Raw genomic sequence first — 15,829 nt, 5'->3', positions numbered from 1 at the left:
ACGGCGCCCCGGTTGGCATCATTGGTTTTCGAGCATCGATCGGATCAGCGGGATCGTCACCGCGCGCTGGGTCTGCAGCGCATAGCCGTCGAGCTGGTCGAGCAGCTCCATCAGGCTGCCCAGGTCGCGGCTGAAGCGGTGCAGCATGTAGTCGAGCACGTCGTCGCCCAGCAGCACGCCACGCGCGTCGGCCGCCCTGCGCAGCACCGCGCGGCGTTCAGCCTCGCTCAGCAGCTGCAAGTGGAACACATGCCCCCAGCCCAGGCGGGTGCGCAGATCTTCCCGCAGCGCCAGATCGGCCGGCGGCAGGGCGCCGGCGGCGACCACGCCGCGCTGCAGCGTCTGCGCATTGACGAACCAATTAAAGGCGGTGTGCTGCTGCACGGCGGTGTAGAGATGCACGTCGTCGAGCACCACGGCACCCCAGCGCTCGTCGAACTCGGGCGGCTCCAGCAGGCCGGCGTGCAGCCAGCCGACCACGGCGCCCTGCTCGCGCAGCGCGCTGCGCACGCCTTCGAGCAGGTGCGTCTTGCCGCTGCCGCTCTCGCCCCACAGGTAGGTGGGCACCGGCGAATGCAGGGTCGGCGCGTGCGCATCACCCACCCACACGCGCAGGTGGCGCAGGGCCGCCTCGTTGGGACCGGCGAAGAAACCGGCCAGCGTGGGGCCGGTCGAAAGGCCGATGTCGAGCGCGAGCTGCTTCATGCCGGGAGCGAAGCGGGCGGCTGCCGTGGCACGGAGGACGCAAACAAGGGGTTCATGGGACCGGGCGCGGAGGGGCCCTTAAAATCGTCTCGAATTCTATCGGCCCGGCCGTTTCGGTTGCCGGCGCCCTCCCGCTCCTCTTCGTCGTTCCGTCCGCCAAGCCTGCTCTGCCCATGAACTCCAACACGCCCACCCCGCTCAGCTACAAGGATGCCGGCGTCGACATCGACGCGGGTGACGCGCTGATCGACCGCATCAAGCCCCTGGCCAAGAAGACGATGCGTGAGGGCGTGCTGGCCGGCATCGGCGGCTTCGGCGCCCTGTTCGAGGTGCCCAAGCGCTACAAGGAACCGGTGCTGGTGAGCGGCACCGACGGCGTGGGCACCAAGCTCAAGCTGGCCTTCGAATGGAAGATGCACGACACGGTCGGCATCGACCTGGTCGCGATGAGCGTGAACGACGTGCTGGTACAGGGCGCCGAGCCGCTCTTCTTCCTCGACTACTTCGCCTGCGGCAAGCTCGACGTCGACACCGCCGCGGCCGTGATCGGCGGCATCGCCCGCGGCTGCGAGCTGTCGGGCTGCGCGCTGATCGGCGGCGAGACCGCGGAAATGCCCGGCATGTACCCTGCCGGCGAATACGACCTGGCGGGCTTCGCGGTCGGTGCGGTCGAAAAGTCGAAGATCCTCACCGGCCAGAACGTGAAGCCCGGCGACGTGGTGCTGGGCCTGGCGTCCGCCGGCGTGCATTCCAACGGCTTCAGCCTGGTGCGCAAGGTGATCGAGCGCGCGGGTGCCGACCTGCCGGCCACACTCGACGGCAAGCCCTTCCGTGAAGCCGTGATGGAACCCACCCACCTATACGTCAAGCCGGTGCTCGAAGCGCTGGGCAAGCACCCGATCAAGGCGCTCGCCCACATCACCGGCGGCGGGCTGCTGGAGAACATCCCGCGCGTGCTGCCCGAAGGCACGGCCGCCCACCTGAAGAAGGGCAGCTGGCCGCAGACCGAGCTCTTCGCCTGGCTGCAGAAGGTGGCCGGCGTCGACGACATCGAGATGAACCGCACCTTCAACAACGGCATCGGCATGGTGGTGGTCATCGACGCCGCCGAAGCCGCGGCCTGCGCCGCCACGCTGCGCGCTGCGGGCGAGACGGTGTACGACATCGGCGTCATCGCCGAGCGCGGCACCGGCGCCGCCGTGGTCGTCGCCTGAGCACGCCTGCCAGCGTGAGCGCACCCGTCGCCGCCCCCTCGCGCCCCGTGGTGATCGCCAGCTATCTGTTGATAGCGGGCGCGCTGCTGCTGGTGATGTGGCAGGGCCTGTTGCCGGGCCTGCTGTGCGTGTGCATCGGCTTCCTCGCCACGCGCCGGCTCGCACGCCCACTCGACGCCGTGGTCCGGCGCCGCCGCGCCGCGCTGCAGCCGCCCTTCACCACGCCCTTGGCACGGGCCATCGCGGCCACACTGGTGATGCTGGCGCCGCTGGTGGTGATGGCACTGGCCTTCTCACAGGCGCGCGAATTCGTCCTCAACGCACCCGAGCAGTACAGGGAGCTGCTCGACTACATCGCCCGCACGGTGCTCGAACTGCGCCTGAAGCTGCCACCGGACATGGCGGTCTACCTGCCTGAAGGCGTGGCCGACGTGCAGCGCCTGGTGGCCGGCTATCTGCGCGCGCAGGCCGGCATGCTGGCGCTCACGGGGCGTGCCTGGCTGGGCGGGCTGCTGTTCGCCTACGTCGGCCTGCTGGTCGGCGCGCTGGCGGGCGCGGGCATGGCATCGGTCGGCGGCGGGCCGCTGACGGTGCAGTTGCGGCAGCGGGTCACGCTGTTCGGCCAGGCCTTCGGGCAGATCGTGGCAGCACAGTTCTGGATCGCCGCGTTCAACGCGCTGCTGACCGCCATCTTTCTGCTGTTCATCTTGCCGCTGTGGGACCTGGGTCTGCCCTACACGCCGGCGCTGATCACGCTGACCTTCGTGGCGGGCCTCGTGCCGATCGTCGGCAACCTGCTGTGCAACGCGGTCATCACGATGGTCGGGCTGTCGGTGTCGCCCGTCGCCGCCATCGCCTGCCTGATGTTCCTGATCCTGATCCACAAGGCGGAATACGTGATCAACGCCAAGGTCGTGGGCAGCCGCACCCACATGGCCGTGTGGGAACTGCTGGCCGTGATGTTCATGGCCGAGGCGGTGTTCGGACCGGCCGGGCTGGTGGCCGCGCCGCTGTTCTACGCCTACCTGAAAAAAGAGCTCCAGGCCGCGCAACTGGTCTGATCGATTTCCGGATGGACATCGCCCGGTCACTTTGCTATCGTATTGTGGACGGCGTACACAAACCACCCAGGAGACTCCATGCGCTCTTTCAATCCGTATCTGGTGTTCGACGGCACGGCGGCGCAAGCCATGCCCTTCTACCAACGCGTCCTGGGCGGCAAGCTCGACGTCATGACCTTCGCGCAGATGCCCGGCGCCGAGCAGCAGAAGATTCCCGCCACCGACGCTGACCGTGTGATGCACGCGATGCTCAGCTTCGACGGCGGCCAGCTGATGGCGTCCGACACCATGGAAGGCCAGCCCTACGAAGGCATGAAGGGCTTCGCGCTCACGGTCAACAAGGACACGGCGGCCGAGGCCGAACAGGTGTTCGCCGCCCTGGCCGAAGGCGGCCAGGTGACGATGCCAATCGGGCCCACCTTCTGGGCAGAACGCTTCGGCATGTGCACCGACCGTTTCGGCACGCCGTGGATGGTCAACGGCGGCATGCAGCAGGATGTCTGAGGCGTCGGTGCCGACTGCGGCGCCGGCGCATGTCACGGCGCCCACCGACGAACGCCGACGCTGGCTCGCGCTGATGGTGCTGTGCCTGGGCGTGCTGATGATCGTGCTCGACACGACCATCGTGAACGTCGCCCTGCCCTCGATCCGCCAGGACCTCGCCTTCAGCGAGACCGCGCTGGTCTGGGTGGTCAATGCCTACATGCTGACCTTCGGCGGCTTCCTGCTGCTGGGCGGGCGGCTCGGTGACCTGTTCGGCCACCGGCGCATGTTCCTCGCCGGCATCGTGGCCTTCACCGTCGCGTCGCTGGCCTGCGGGCTCGCGAACTCGCAGGCGCTGCTGATCACGGCGCGGGCGGTGCAGGGCCTGGGCGGCGCGGTGGTGTCGGCCGTCTCGCTCTCGCTGATCATGAATCTCTTCACCGAGCCGGCCGACCGGGCCAAGGCGATGGGCGTCTACGGCTTCGTCTGCGCGGGCGGCGGCAGCATCGGCGTGCTGCTGGGCGGCTTGCTGACCGGTGCGCTCAGCTGGCACTGGATCTTCCTGGTCAACCTGCCGATCGGCGTAGCCGTGTACGCCCTGTGCGCGGCGCTGCTGCCGCCGCACCATGGCGACCGCAGCGGCAAGCGGCTCGACGTGGCCGGTGCCGTCAGCGTGACGGCCGCACTCATGCTCGCGGTGTACGGCGTGGTCAACGGCAACGAGGCCGGCTGGGGATCGACGCAGACGATCGTGCTGCTGGGCGCGGCGGTGCTGCTCTTCGCCGTCTTCCTGGTGGTCGAATCACGCGTGCGCGATCCGCTGGTGCCGCTGGCGCTGTTCCGACTGCGCAATGTGGCGACCGCCAACGTCGCCGGCGTGTTCTGGGCCGCGGCGATGTTCGCGTGGTTCTTCATCTCGGCGCTCTACCTTCAGCTGGTGCTTGGCTACAGCCCGATGCAGGTCGGCTTGGCCTTCTTGCCCGCCAACCTGATCATGGCGGCCTTCTCGGTCGGCCTGTCGGCCAAGCTGGTGATGCGCGTCGGCATCCGCTGGCCGCTGGCCGTCGGGTTGCTGATCGCGGCGGTGGGGCTGGCGTGCTTCGCCCGCGCGCCGGTCGGCGGCGACTTCGTCGTGCATGTGCTGCCCGGCATGCTGCTGCTCGGCCTGGGCGCGGGCATTGCCTTCAACCCGATGCTGCTCGCCGCCATGAGCGACGTGCGACCGGAAGACGCTGGCCTGGCCTCCGGCGTGGTCAACACCGCCTTCATGATGGGCGGCTCGCTCGGCCTGGCGATGCTAGCCAGCCTGGCCGCGGCGCGCACCGGCACCCAACTGGCGGCCGGCGCGCCGCAGACAGTGGCGCTCAACGCGGGCTACCAGCTGGCCTTCGTTGTCGGTGCCGTGTTCGCCGCCGCAGCGGCCCTGCTGGGCGCGGTCTTCCTGCGGCCTGGTGCCGCGGCGTCCGGCCACCCATGAGTCCACCGATCCACCTGCTGCTGAAGCTTCGTTCGTCCTTGCTGTTCCACGCCCACCGGAGATCGCCCATGCCCCGCTACGTCGACGGATTCGTCCTGCCCGTGCCCAAGGACAACATCGCCGCCTACCGCAAGATCGCGCGCAAGGCCGGCAAGATCTGGCGCGAGCACGGCGCGCTGGAATACATCGAGTGCGTCGCCGACGACGTGAAGCCCGGCAAGCGCACGTCCTTCCCGCAGAGCGTGAAGCTCAAGGCCGACGAGGTCGTCGTGTTCTCGTGGATCGTCTACCCCTCGCGCCAGCAGCGCGACGCGATCAACGCCAAGGTCATGGCCGACCCGCGGCTGCAGTCGATGATGGACCCGAAGAAGATGCCCTTCGACATGCAGCGCATGTTTTGGGGCGGGTTCAAGACGCTGGTCGAGCTTTGACGCCGTCGTGCCAAGCAATGTCCTGAATTGATCGAGACTGGTCCGGCATGGCACGGACGATGGGCTGACAGCGCCGCAAAATCTGGCGCATCATCCCCACTCGCCATCGCGCGCCATGCCATGAAGACCTGTCTCATAGTGATCGACGTCCAGGAATCGTTCCGCCACCGCCCCTATTCCACCGAACGCGACATGGGCGCCTACCTGGCGGCCCAGAACGCGTTGATCGACGGCTGCCGCGAAGCCGGCGTGCCGATCGTGCGGGTGTTCCATGTCGACGGGCCGAAGACGGCCGACAACCCGTTCGCGGTCGAATCGGGCCATGTGCGCCCGCTCGAAGGGCTGGCGCCGTTCGACGCGGCCGCGACCTTCACCAAGCATCGCCACAGCGCGCTGGTCGGCACCGGGCTCGACGTCTGGCTGACACGGCACGGCATCGGCCGGCTCATCGTGAGCGGCATCCGCACCGAGCAATGCTGCGAGACGACCACGCGCCATGCGTCCGACCTCGGCTGGCAGGTCGACTACGTGACCGACGCCACGCTGACCTTCGACATGACCCAGCCTGACGGCCGGCCGCTCTCGGCCGCCGAGATCAAGGACCGCACCGCCACCGTGCTGCAGGGCCGCTTCGCCACCCTGTGCAGCGTGACGCAAGCCCTGGAACGCGCTGGCGCATCGCTGGCGGCTTGAAGGCGCACACGCATGCTCGAACTCCGCCCTGCCTGCGAACACTGCGCCACCGACCTGCCGCCCGCATCGGCCGACGCACGCATCTGCAGCTTCGAATGCACCTTCTGCGCGAACTGCGCCGACACGCTGTTGCAGCAGGTCTGCCCCAATTGCGGCGGCAACCTGGTGCCTCGGCCGATCCGACCGGCGAAGGACTGGAACGGCCGCGGCAATTCCTTGCAGCAACACCCGGCGCAGGACACAGCGAAGCACCGTCCCGCCGATCTGGCCGCGCATGCCGAGATGCTGCGACGCCTGGCCGGCAGGCCGCCCGCTGCGCGTTGAGCGCGACCCAGGACCATCGGTGATCCCCGGCCCACCGATCCGCGTCGCCTTCGCCCTGCTGCCGAACAGCCTGGTGCTCGACTGGGCCGGCCCGGCGGAGGCGCTGCGCATCTCCAACCAGCTGCTGCGCGCCAGCGAGCAGCCCGAGCGCTTCGTCATCGACTTCGTGTCGCCCACGCCGAGCAGCGTCGGCTCGGTTGGCGTGACGCTGAGCGGGCTGTCGCCCCTGCCGGAAACATGGGGCGGGCCAGCGTGGATCGTCTTGGTCGGGCTGCCCGGCCGCACCATCGCGGTCGACACCGACGAGGCGCGCGCGCTGCTGCACTGGCTCGGCGGGCAGCGGCTGGAGGCCGGCCGGCTGGAACTGGTCACCATCTGCGCCGGCACCTTGCTCGCGGCGCATGCGGGCCTGCTGGCCGGGCACCGCGTGACCACGCACCACCACCACCTCGACGAACTGCGCACGGCGGCGCCCGATTGCGAGGTGGTCGCCAATCGCGTCTTCGTGCTCGACCCGCCGATCAGCAGCAGCGCCGGCGTGACGACCGGGATCGACCTGATGCTGCACCGCATCGGCGAAGTCTGCGGCGAGGCGCTGGCCGCGCAGGTGGCGCAGACCATGGTGGTGGCGCTGCGGCGCGGCCCGAACGACCCGGAGCTGTCGCCCTTCCTCGCGCATCGGCATCACCTGCACGCCGCGCTGCACCGCGTGCAGGACGCGGTGAGCGCCCAACCGCAGTCCGACTGGAGCGTGCCGCGCATGGCGGAGGTGGCCCATACCTCGCCGCGGCATCTCACGCGCTTGTTCATGGAGCACGCGGGCGTGGCACCGCTGGCCTACCTGCGCCGACTCCGCCTGGCATCGGCGCAACTGGCGCTGCAGTCGGGCGCGAACGTCACGCGGGCCGCGGCGCAATCCGGTTTCGGCTCAGACACGCAGTTGCGACGCGCCTGGCGGCAATTCGGGCTGCCCGGGTCGCCCTCGTCAGCCACCCAGAACCACTGATACGGCGCTCAGGGCGCGCCGGTGCCGCCCTGCGCGGCCAGCGGCGCGGCGGCCGCGTCCGGCGTGCCGGACCGCAACCAGTCGGCGGTGTGCGTGCCCAGCGCGTCGAGCTGCAGCGCGATCAGGCCAAGCTGGGTGCGCACCAGCGCGGCGGCCTCCTGCGTGTCCGCATCGGCCTGGCCTGCACGCGCCAGCGCCTCACGCACCGTGCTGCCGACGCTCATGTCAGCGGCATCCGGCGTTCCACGCACGAAGGCCTGTGCCAGCGCCTCGAGCGCCGCCGCCGCGCCCTCGATGCTGTCGAACAGCGCCGACGCCGAGCGCGCGTCGGCGAGCGAGGTGCGGTGCGCGCCCAGCGCCGAAACGTAGCTGAGCAACGTGTGCGAGCGGATCAGAAAGCGCAGCGCTACACCCGCATGCGGCCGGACCACGCCCGGCTCGCGGAACATGTCGCTGACGGCGGTCGACAGCGCCGCATCGGCGTTGTGGGCGTTGCGCCGCGCCAGCCGGTAGGCCAGGTCGTCGCGCGCGCCCGAGCGGTACTGGGCCGCGATCTGCCGCAGGTAGGCCGCGTGCGTCTGCAGGGCCGCGGCGGCGAGCTCGTTGATGCGGCGCGCCGCCCAGTGCGGCAGCACCAGCACCATCGCCAGGCCCGCGAGCGCGCTGCCGATGGCGGTGTCGATCAGGCGCGGCCACAGCAGCAGGCCACCGTCGCCGACCTGGTTGAAGAACATCAGCACCAGCAGCGTGATCGCCGCAGTCGCCAGCAGGTAGCGACGCGCCCGCGCCCCGAAAAAGAACACACCGGCCGCCACCGCCACCAGCGACTGCAGCCAGGGCTGCGGAAAGAGCGTCAGCACCGCCCAGCCGAGCACCACGCCCAGCGCCGTGCCGGCGACGCGCTCGGCCATGCGCGCCATGGTGTCGCCATAGGTCGGCTGGATGACGAAGAGCGTCGTCAGCAGGATCCATTAGCCCTGCACCGGGTGGATCAGCAGCATCACGCCGTAGCCGGCGACCAGCGCCACGGCCAGCCGCACCGCGTGGCGGAACAGCGGCGAGCGCGGCGCGAGCTGGCGCCGCACCCGCTCGAACGCGTCGCGCCCGCTGCGCGGCGAGCGGTCATACAGATCCATGTCGGTTCGCCCGACCTGCGCGGCGGGCTGGCTGGCTCCGGCGATCTGGCCGTCGAGCTGCGCGAGGTTGCGGGCCAGCGCCTCGACCGAGGCCAGCAGCGCCAGACGCTGCGGCGCGTCGGCGCGCGTGCGCTCGTGCGCGATCGCGCTGCGCAGGTCGGACAGTGCCTGCACCGTCGCGCCGCCGGCGACGAAGGGCTCACGCCGCGCGATCGACAGCGTCAGGCGGCGGCAGGCGTCGGCCTGCAGCGCCAGCACGCGCTGGCAGCGGTAGAGCACGTCGCTGTGGAAGAAGGCGTCGGCCAGCGCGTTTTAGTCGTCGTGCGACGAGCTGGCGCGCTCGTGCACGTCCTGCGCGATCAGGTAGAGGCCGCGGTAGCGCGTGATGCGGCCGGTCGGGGTGCGCGGTCCCACGCGGCGAAAGATGCTTTCCTTCGCGGCGTTGAGCGCGCCCACCACGCTGGTGTTGAGCTGCGCCAGCGACAGCCGCTTGCGCTCGATGTCGACGCCGCGCACCGGCTCGAACAGCGAGGCCTTGAAGCCGACGTAGTCGGCCAGCGCATGGAAGAGCTTGACCAGCAGCGCCTGCACCGGCTCGGCCGGAAACAACGCGGCCCAGCCGACGGACCAGGCGCCGTACCACGCGGCGCCCGACAGCAGCAGCGCCACCTCGTGCCAGCGCGGCTGGCCGCCGGCCGCGTGGTCGAGGCTGAGCGTGGCGTACATCGCGAGGATCAGCGTGGCATGGCCGATGGCCTTGAAGCGCGCCTCGATCGCGCCGAGCATGGTCAGCGCGAAGGCCGCGGCCGCCAGGCCGACGATGAAGAGCACCGGCTGGCCGAACAGCGCCTCGACCGCGAACGCCATCAGCGCGAAGCACAGCAAGGTGACGGCCTGCGCGCGCCAGCGGCCCTGCCAGCTGTCATCGGTTTCGGCCAGCGCGCTGGCGATGATGCCGAGCGCCGCGGGGATCAGCGCATGCATCTGGCCCGTGCCGAAGCACAGCGCCATGGCGCTGCCCAACGCCAGCAGCACGCGCAGCGGCTGGCCGCCAGCGGCGAACAGCCAGCGGCGTGGCGACAGGGCGAGAACGGCGTCGGTCATGGCCGGATGCTGCAGGATGCGTGCCACTGCATGCGGCGCATCACGTCGGGTTCACGTCGGCAGATAACCGCAGAAGCGCAGCACGTGGCCGTCGGGCTCGCGCAGCGCGAACTCGCGCAGGCCCCAGGGCTGGGAGGTCGGCGGCTCGAGGACGTCGACCCCGCGCCTCACGTAGGCCGCGTACAGGCCATCGATGTCGTGGCCCACATGGATCACGATCTCACCGCGCCACGGCCGGGTTTCGCGCACGTTGACCTGCCAGAGCCGCAGGTAGACCGCCTCGCCCTGCCCGGCCGCCGGCAGGTGCTTGACCCGCGCATAGCTCGGCGGCTCGCCGGCGATGAAGTCCAGCGTGAAGCCCAGCACGTCGCAGAAGTAGCGGGCGGCGCGGGTCGCGTCCGCCACCGGCAGCACCGGCTGCACGCCATGGAACTGGTGCCGCGTGCCGAGCTCGTCGGCCATCAGTTCAGCGCCCGGCGCAAGGTGGCCACGCGCTCGGCGATGGCATCGAGGTCGAGCGCCTCTTCGGCGTGGCGCAGGTAGGTCTCCAGGTCGCGCACGGCCGATGCGGTGTTGCCTTGCGCCGCGTGCGCCAGTCCGCGGTCGCGGTGCTCGCCCCAGGCCTCGGGCAGCAGCGCCACCAGACGGTCCTGCACGGCGATGGCGCGTTGCCAGTCTTCCTGCGCGCGGTGCACTTCCTTCAGGTTGCGCAGCATGCGGCCGATGATCTCGCGCGGCGGGGCCGGCTGCAGGTACAGGCCGAGCGGCACGTCGAACTCGCCGACCAGGCCGTTGCTGTGCTTGTAGGGTTCGAGCCGCTCGCTCAGGTCTTCGCGCGACAGCGACTTGCCGGTGAAGGGGTCGATCACCACCTGGCCCTTGGGCAGCGTGACCTTCATCATGAAGTGCCCCGGGAACGCGACGCCGCGCGCCTGCAGGCCCAGCCCCTGGGCCAGCTCCATCCACAGCACCGCCAGCGAGATCGGGATGCCGCGGCGGGTGCGCAGCACCGCGTTCAGGTAGCTGTTGTCGGGGTCGTAGTAGTCGTTGACGTTGCCGCCGAAGCTCAGGTCGTGGAAGAAGAACTGGTTGAGCGCGCGCAGGCGGGCCAGCGGCGCCGCGTCCGACGGCAGGCGACGCTTCAGGCGGGCCAGCAACTGGTCGACATCGCCCAGCACCTGCTGGACATCGAGGTCGGGGTATTCGTCCTGCGCGAGCGACGCGGCCGCCTCGAGCAGCGGAAACTGGTCGTCGCTCTTGACGAGCGAGTCGAAATACTCGAGGGCGGTCGGTGCCGAGAAGCTGAACGTCATGTGACTCTTTGTAGAGGACCGCGCCGGGGGCGTCAAGGCGACGATGCCGCGCGCCCTATCGCTTGATGAAACTGCGCAGACGCACGCCCAGCAGGGCGAGGGCTGCGAAATAGAGCGCGCCGGCTCCGGCGATGAGCAGGGCCAGCAGGCCGATGCGCTGAAGCCGCACCGCGCGCAATGCCACCCAGTCGAAATGCCGGGCGCCCCAGTACAGCAGCAAACCCAGCAGCGCGGCCGACACCAGCACCTGCAGGACAAACCTGCCCCAGCCTGGCTCCGGGCGGTAACTTCCGCGGCGCACCAGGCCGGCGAGCAGCCACAACGCGTTGACGACCGCACCGATCGCGATGGTCAGCGTCAGCGCGGCATGCTGCAGCAGCGGTACCAGCACGAGATTGAGCAGCTGCGTGAAGATCAGCACGCCGACCGCGATGCGCATCGGGGAGCGCATGTCGTGCCGCGCGTAGTAGCCCGGGGCCAGCACCTTGATGGCGACGATGCCCACCAGGCCCGCGCCATAGCCCATCAGCGCGACGGTGGTGCGCTGCACGTCGAGCGCACTGAAGGCGCCGTTGTGGAACAGCACCGCGACCAGCGGTTGCGAGAACACCAGCAAGGCCACGGCGCAGGGCACCGACAGCAGCACGACCAGGCGCAGGCCCCAGTCGAGCAGCGAGGAATAGCGGGCGTCGTCCTTGGCCGCGCGGGCGCTGGCCAGCTGTGGCATCAGCACCACGCCCAGCGCCACACCGAGCATCGCGGTGGGGAATTCCATCAGCCGGTCGGCATAGCTGACCCAGGTCACGCTGCCGGGCGCCAGGTGCGAGGCGATCTGCGTGTTGATGAGCAGCGAAATCTGCGCGACGCTGACGCCGATCAGCGCCGGCAGCATCAGCTTGAGGATCTTGCGCGTCGTCGGGTCGTTCCACGATGTGCAGAGGGCGCGCCAGCGCACGCCGATGCGCGGCAGCATGCCGATGCGGCGCAGCGCCGGCAGCTGGATGCCCAGTTGCAGCGCCCCGCCCACCATCACGCCGACGCACTGGGCATAGATCGGCTCGATGCCCCAGCGCCGGAACAGCGGGGCGCCGAGCAGGATCGATGAAATCAGCGCCACGTTGAGCAGGACCGGCGAGGCGGCCGGCACCGCGAATTGGCGCCAGGTGTTGAGCACCCCGCCGGCCAGCGCCACCAGCGACATGAAGAAGATGTACGGGAACATCCAGCGCGTCATGAGCACGGCGGCGTCGTAGCCGTGTGGCGTCTGCTGCAGGCCGCTGGCCATCGCCCACAGCATCAGCGGCGCGCCCACGACACCGGCGATGCACAGCAGCACCAGCGCCCAGGTCAGCAGCGTGGCGACATGGTCGACCAGCGCCCGCGCACCTTCGTCGCCCTGTTCGGTCCGCGTGGCCGCCAGCACCGGCACGAAGGCCTGGCTGAACGCTCCCTCGCCCAGCACACGCCGGAACAGGTTGGGAATGCGAAAGGCCACGTTGAAGGCGTCGGTCAGCGCGCTGACCCCGAACACCGACGCCATCAACAGGTCGCGGATCAGCCCGGTGACCCGGGAAGCGAGCGTCAGGAGCGAAACGGTGGAGGCGGATTTGAGCAGGGACACGGCGGCGAAGTGTAGGCCCCGCGCCGGTGGCGCCCCTCGGCCCTCTTCGCCAGGGATGCCGCGGAACCGGCTTCGCCGGGCCGCTGGCATCGCCCCCGGTAGGGGGAGGGAGGCCACACGACGTGGGCAAGCCTGGGGGCGAGCCAGGTCCGGGCTATAATGTTCGGCTTTGCTGCATCATCCCCAGACACCAGGAACCTAAAACATGGCATCCGCAAAACCCAAGAAAAAGAACCCGCGCCTCGCGTCGGGCCGCAAGCGCGTCCGCCAGGACGTCAAGATCAACGCGGCGAACACCTCGCTGCGCTCGAAGTACCGGACCGCGGTCAAGAACGTCGAGAAGGCCGTGCTGGCCGGCGACAAGACCAAGGCCACCGAACTCTTCGCCAAGGCCCAGAGCATCGTCGACACCGTCGCCGACAAGGGCATCTTCCACAAGAACAAGGCTGCGCGCGACAAGAGTCGCCTCTCGGCCAAGGTCAAGGCACTCGCCCTGGCCGCACCGGCGCCCGCCGCCGCCTGACCTTCCGTCAGGCCAAGCCCGGACCGGTTCGCCGGTCCGCCGTTTGACAGGGGTGCGCTGCAGCAAAGTGAAAAACCGCCTTCGGGCGGTTTTTTCATGGGCGCTCGACATGTGCGTCCCCTGGGCGCGGCGCTTGATCGGCGGGCGCCGCACCGCCGGCCCGCGCCATTCCTGCCAGAACGATCTGCACGGTGGCATCGTGCAGATCCGCACGCTTTTCGTGGAACACCCCCTGTTGGAAGTGCCGCCGGCTGCCGATAGCAATCCCGTCGGGCCTGCATCCAATCACCGCCTCCACCAACACCACCCCCGGGGACACCATGAGCACCACCGTTCTGAACGAAGTCGACGAGCGCACCAATCTCACCAGCAGCAACAGGCTGGAACTGCTGTTGTTCCGCCTGGGCGAGTCGCCGCAATCGGATCGGCGCGAGCTGTTCGGCATCAACGTGTTCAAGGTGCGCGAGATCATCGTGACGCCCTCGATCACCGCGGTCGCCGGCTCGTCACCGCACGTGCTGGGCGTGACCAACATCCGTGGTCAGCTGATGCCCGTGATCGACCTGGCGAGTGCCGTGGGATGCGTGCCGAAGAACGGACGCAACATCCTGCTCGTGACCGAGTACGCCCGGACGACCCAGGCCTTCGCCGTCGAAGAGGTGGACGAGATCGTGCGGCTCGAATGGAGCCAGGTGCTGTCCGCCGAGGGAAGCACATCGTCCAGCGGCCTGATCACCAGCATCGCCCGGCTCGATGGCGACACCCACGACACACGGCTGGCGCAGGTGCTGGACGTCGAACAGATTCTGCGCACCGTCTTGCCGCCTGCCGCCGAAGACACGAAGGACGAAGCGGTCGACGTGCGCGTTCAGCTGCGCCCCGGTTCCATCATCCTGGCGGCGGACGATTCGATGCTAGCCCGCTCGCTGATCCAGCACGGGCTGACGGCGATGGGCGCGGCGCACGAAATGACCAAGTCCGGGAAGGAAGCCTGGGATCGGCTCGAGGCGATCGCCGATGCCGCGAAGGCCGAGGGCAAGACCGCGGCCGACAAGATCGCCCTGGTGCTGACCGACCTGGAAATGCCCGAGATGGATGGCTTCACCTTGACGCGCAAGATCAAGGCCGACCCGCGCTTCGCCTCGATCCCCGTGGTGATCCACTCGTCGCTCACCGGCACGACGAACGAGGTGCATGCCAAGGGCGTCGGCGCAGATGCTTTCGTGGGCAAGTTCGTCGCACAGGAACTGGCTGAAACCATCGAGCGCATGCTGCTGGCGCGACGCTAGAAACGCCGCACACGCGCGCCTCGTCGGGCCGCGCCTCTGTGGGATGTGGGATCGCAAGGATGCCGATCCGGTACTGGTGAATCGCCCCGGACTCGCTAGACACCTCTGAGCCTCAAACCTGAGGCCCAAGAGGAGGTGCCATGTGATCCTCGGGGCCACCGCCGTACTTCTGAGTGACCCAAAGCACCCATGCGAATCTATGCTCGACGACGCGCATAGGCCGCAGAGACGCACACGCCCTCCTGCTCGCTCTACGCGGCTCCCACGAACTTGCAGATCTCATTCGAATACTCTTGCAGAAACGCCTGCTTGTCGGGGTGTGGCTCAGCGGTCTGCGGCGGTGGAACGTCCATGAACGAGAAATGGCCAGCGCCTTCGGTGACACGGACATTCACAACATTCCAGTCGTGCATGGCGCGTGCGAGCCATTCGGTTTGGGCTGGCGGGGTGATGCTATCGGCCGATCCCACCCACGCCAGAATCGAAACACGCACTGCATCGAGTGCGTTCGAAGCTTGAAAAAAACCAGTTGGCGGCGCCAAAAGGGCCAGACGTTCAAAGCGACGGTCCGGTGCGATGCTGACGCGACGGCCTGGCCCTAACCACAATTGAGCTCCGGCCATTGCGACGAGGATGGCCGCACCGATCGAATGCCCTACGCCTATCGCTCTTGCGGAGGGCTCAATAAATGCATCCAGTGCCAGGGTGAGGCGTCTCGCCCGAACGGTCAGTTCCTCCTCAGTCGGGGTCGTTGAAGCCAAGCTTGCAAAATGTGGTGCGACAACCGTGCAGCCAGATTCGGCCAAGGCGTCCAACAGCGTAGCGAGTCGTTCCGGTTGACCGCCCGATCCAACTGAAAAGAGGACGACAGGCGAACCTATGGCCGCTTTTCGAACTGAGACCTCGAATGATTCGCGGTCGTCTTGAAGTGTCTGCATCAGCACCAGAAATGCTCCTCCCGGGCAAGTGAATTCGGTCGGGATTTGCAGGATCTATCGGTGCACTCTGAGGCTCACGGCTTGGCCGGCGGTGGTGTGTCGGGCACGGCGCAGGCTTCGGCGATCTGCAGGCCGTTGTCGCGCGCGAAGTTCATGACGAAATCCCAGGCCATGACGTCGTGGTCGCGCAGGTCGGCGTGGACGATCACGCATTTCACGCCGCCGACGCTGGTCGGCACGCACCAGGGCGAATAGCTCAGGTGGCTGCCGGGCGTCGCGCCGCCCGGGCGGAAGGAACTCATCACGCCGGCGAGCCGTTCGGCCCAGTCGCTCGGGCGAAAGGTGCGCCCGTCGGACGTGATGCCCTGGATGAAAACTTCTTTGGCGCGGGGAGAAATCATCGGTGGGAAGAAAGCGCCGCGAAGCGTTGTGCTGCGACGCACAAGATTCTATCCGCGGGCTCGCCCGACGGCATCTCGACCGACATTGCTGCGATGCGGAATCAGCAACA

17 protein-coding genes and 1 pseudogene are annotated in these 15,829 nt (G+C 68.8%); 10 read left to right on the top strand and 8 right to left on the bottom strand.

Going from position 1 to position 15,829, the window contains the following annotated elements:
- Positions 1–18 precede the first annotated feature (18 nt).
- Positions 19–705, bottom strand: a complete 687-nt coding sequence (gene hda, locus ACSFA0_RS06880; protein ID WP_435449463.1) for a DnaA regulatory inactivator Hda — start codon at positions 703–705, stop codon at positions 19–21.
- A 173-nt stretch (positions 706–878) separates the two neighbouring features.
- Here hda and purM point away from each other — a divergent pair, with 173 nt between their 5' ends.
- The 8 genes from purM (at position 879) to ACSFA0_RS06840 (ending at position 7,394) form a co-directional block, all read left to right on the top strand.
- Positions 879–1,919, top strand: coding sequence for a phosphoribosylformylglycinamidine cyclo-ligase (gene purM, locus ACSFA0_RS06875; protein ID WP_435449462.1), 1,041 nt, complete (start codon positions 879–881; stop codon positions 1,917–1,919).
- A gap of 14 nt (positions 1,920–1,933) precedes the next feature.
- On the top strand, positions 1,934–2,980 hold the full coding sequence (locus ACSFA0_RS06870) for an AI-2E family transporter (RefSeq protein ID WP_435449461.1): 1,047 nt from the start codon (positions 1,934–1,936) through the stop codon (positions 2,978–2,980).
- Positions 2,981–3,058: 78 nt separating this feature from the next.
- Positions 3,059–3,484: a VOC family protein gene (locus ACSFA0_RS06865; RefSeq protein ID WP_435449460.1), complete on the top strand. Its 426-nt coding sequence runs from the start codon at positions 3,059–3,061 to the stop codon at positions 3,482–3,484.
- Positions 3,485–3,557: 73 nt separating this feature from the next.
- Positions 3,558–4,940 (top strand): DHA2 family efflux MFS transporter permease subunit, encoded by a 1,383-nt coding sequence (locus ACSFA0_RS06860; RefSeq protein WP_435450915.1) that lies wholly within the window; start codon positions 3,558–3,560, stop codon positions 4,938–4,940.
- A 68-nt stretch (positions 4,941–5,008) separates the two neighbouring features.
- Positions 5,009–5,371, top strand: a complete 363-nt coding sequence (locus tag ACSFA0_RS06855) for a DUF1428 domain-containing protein (RefSeq protein WP_435449459.1) — start codon at positions 5,009–5,011, stop codon at positions 5,369–5,371.
- A gap of 120 nt (positions 5,372–5,491) precedes the next feature.
- Positions 5,492–6,064, top strand: a complete 573-nt coding sequence (locus ACSFA0_RS06850; RefSeq protein ID WP_435449458.1) for an isochorismatase family protein — start codon at positions 5,492–5,494, stop codon at positions 6,062–6,064.
- Between the two features lie 12 nt (positions 6,065–6,076).
- On the top strand, positions 6,077–6,388 hold the full coding sequence (locus ACSFA0_RS06845; protein ID WP_435449457.1) for a DUF1272 domain-containing protein: 312 nt from the start codon (positions 6,077–6,079) through the stop codon (positions 6,386–6,388).
- Between the two features lie 19 nt (positions 6,389–6,407).
- On the top strand, positions 6,408–7,394 hold the full coding sequence (locus ACSFA0_RS06840) for a GlxA family transcriptional regulator (RefSeq protein WP_435449456.1): 987 nt from the start codon (positions 6,408–6,410) through the stop codon (positions 7,392–7,394).
- An 8-nt stretch (positions 7,395–7,402) separates the two neighbouring features.
- Here ACSFA0_RS06840 and ACSFA0_RS06835 read toward each other — a convergent pair whose 3' ends face one another.
- From ACSFA0_RS06835 to murJ, 5 genes and pseudogenes are all read right to left on the bottom strand, one after another.
- Entirely contained in the window at positions 7,403–8,356 is a 954-nt protein-coding gene (locus ACSFA0_RS06835; protein ID WP_435450914.1) for an FUSC family protein, read from the bottom strand.
- Between the two features lie 9 nt (positions 8,357–8,365).
- A pseudogene (locus ACSFA0_RS06830) lies at positions 8,366–9,514 on the bottom strand (FUSC family membrane protein).
- Positions 9,515–9,685: 171 nt separating this feature from the next.
- Positions 9,686–10,096 (bottom strand): VOC family protein, encoded by a 411-nt coding sequence (locus tag ACSFA0_RS06825; RefSeq protein WP_435449455.1) that lies wholly within the window; start codon positions 10,094–10,096, stop codon positions 9,686–9,688.
- Positions 10,096–10,947: a SirB1 family protein gene (locus tag ACSFA0_RS06820; protein WP_435449454.1), complete on the bottom strand. Its 852-nt coding sequence runs from the start codon at positions 10,945–10,947 to the stop codon at positions 10,096–10,098. Before ACSFA0_RS06820 ends, ACSFA0_RS06825 begins: the two co-directional genes overlap by 1 nt.
- Before the next feature lie 55 nt (positions 10,948–11,002).
- The gene (murJ, locus tag ACSFA0_RS06815; protein ID WP_435449453.1) at positions 11,003–12,568 is read right to left on the bottom strand and encodes a murein biosynthesis integral membrane protein MurJ; all 1,566 of its coding nucleotides are present in this window, start codon (positions 12,566–12,568) and stop codon (positions 11,003–11,005) included.
- Between the two features lie 205 nt (positions 12,569–12,773).
- Between murJ and rpsT the strand changes: the two genes are divergently transcribed.
- Together rpsT and ACSFA0_RS06805 are read left to right on the top strand one after the other, a co-directional pair.
- Entirely contained in the window at positions 12,774–13,091 is a 318-nt protein-coding gene (rpsT, locus tag ACSFA0_RS06810; RefSeq protein ID WP_435449452.1) for a 30S ribosomal protein S20, read from the top strand.
- A gap of 320 nt (positions 13,092–13,411) precedes the next feature.
- Positions 13,412–14,380 (top strand): chemotaxis protein, encoded by a 969-nt coding sequence (locus tag ACSFA0_RS06805; protein ID WP_435449451.1) that lies wholly within the window; start codon positions 13,412–13,414, stop codon positions 14,378–14,380.
- Positions 14,381–14,631: 251 nt separating this feature from the next.
- Here ACSFA0_RS06805 and ACSFA0_RS06800 read toward each other — a convergent pair whose 3' ends face one another.
- Positions 14,632–15,318 carry an alpha/beta fold hydrolase gene (locus tag ACSFA0_RS06800; RefSeq protein ID WP_435449450.1) on the bottom strand — a complete coding sequence of 229 codons (687 nt, stop codon included), beginning with the start codon at positions 15,316–15,318 and terminating at the stop codon, positions 14,632–14,634.
- A 74-nt stretch (positions 15,319–15,392) separates the two neighbouring features.
- Positions 15,393–15,719: a DUF3579 domain-containing protein gene (locus ACSFA0_RS06795; protein WP_435449449.1), complete on the bottom strand. Its 327-nt coding sequence runs from the start codon at positions 15,717–15,719 to the stop codon at positions 15,393–15,395.
- Between the last annotated feature and the right edge of the window lie 110 nt (positions 15,720–15,829).

This window comes from Variovorax restrictus (assembly GCF_051216715.1).
Taxonomy (GTDB): Bacteria; Pseudomonadota; Gammaproteobacteria; order Burkholderiales; family Burkholderiaceae_C; genus Variovorax.
The sequence above is the reverse complement of the archived record's forward strand: the minus strand, read 5'-3'. Positions and strand labels throughout refer to the sequence as shown.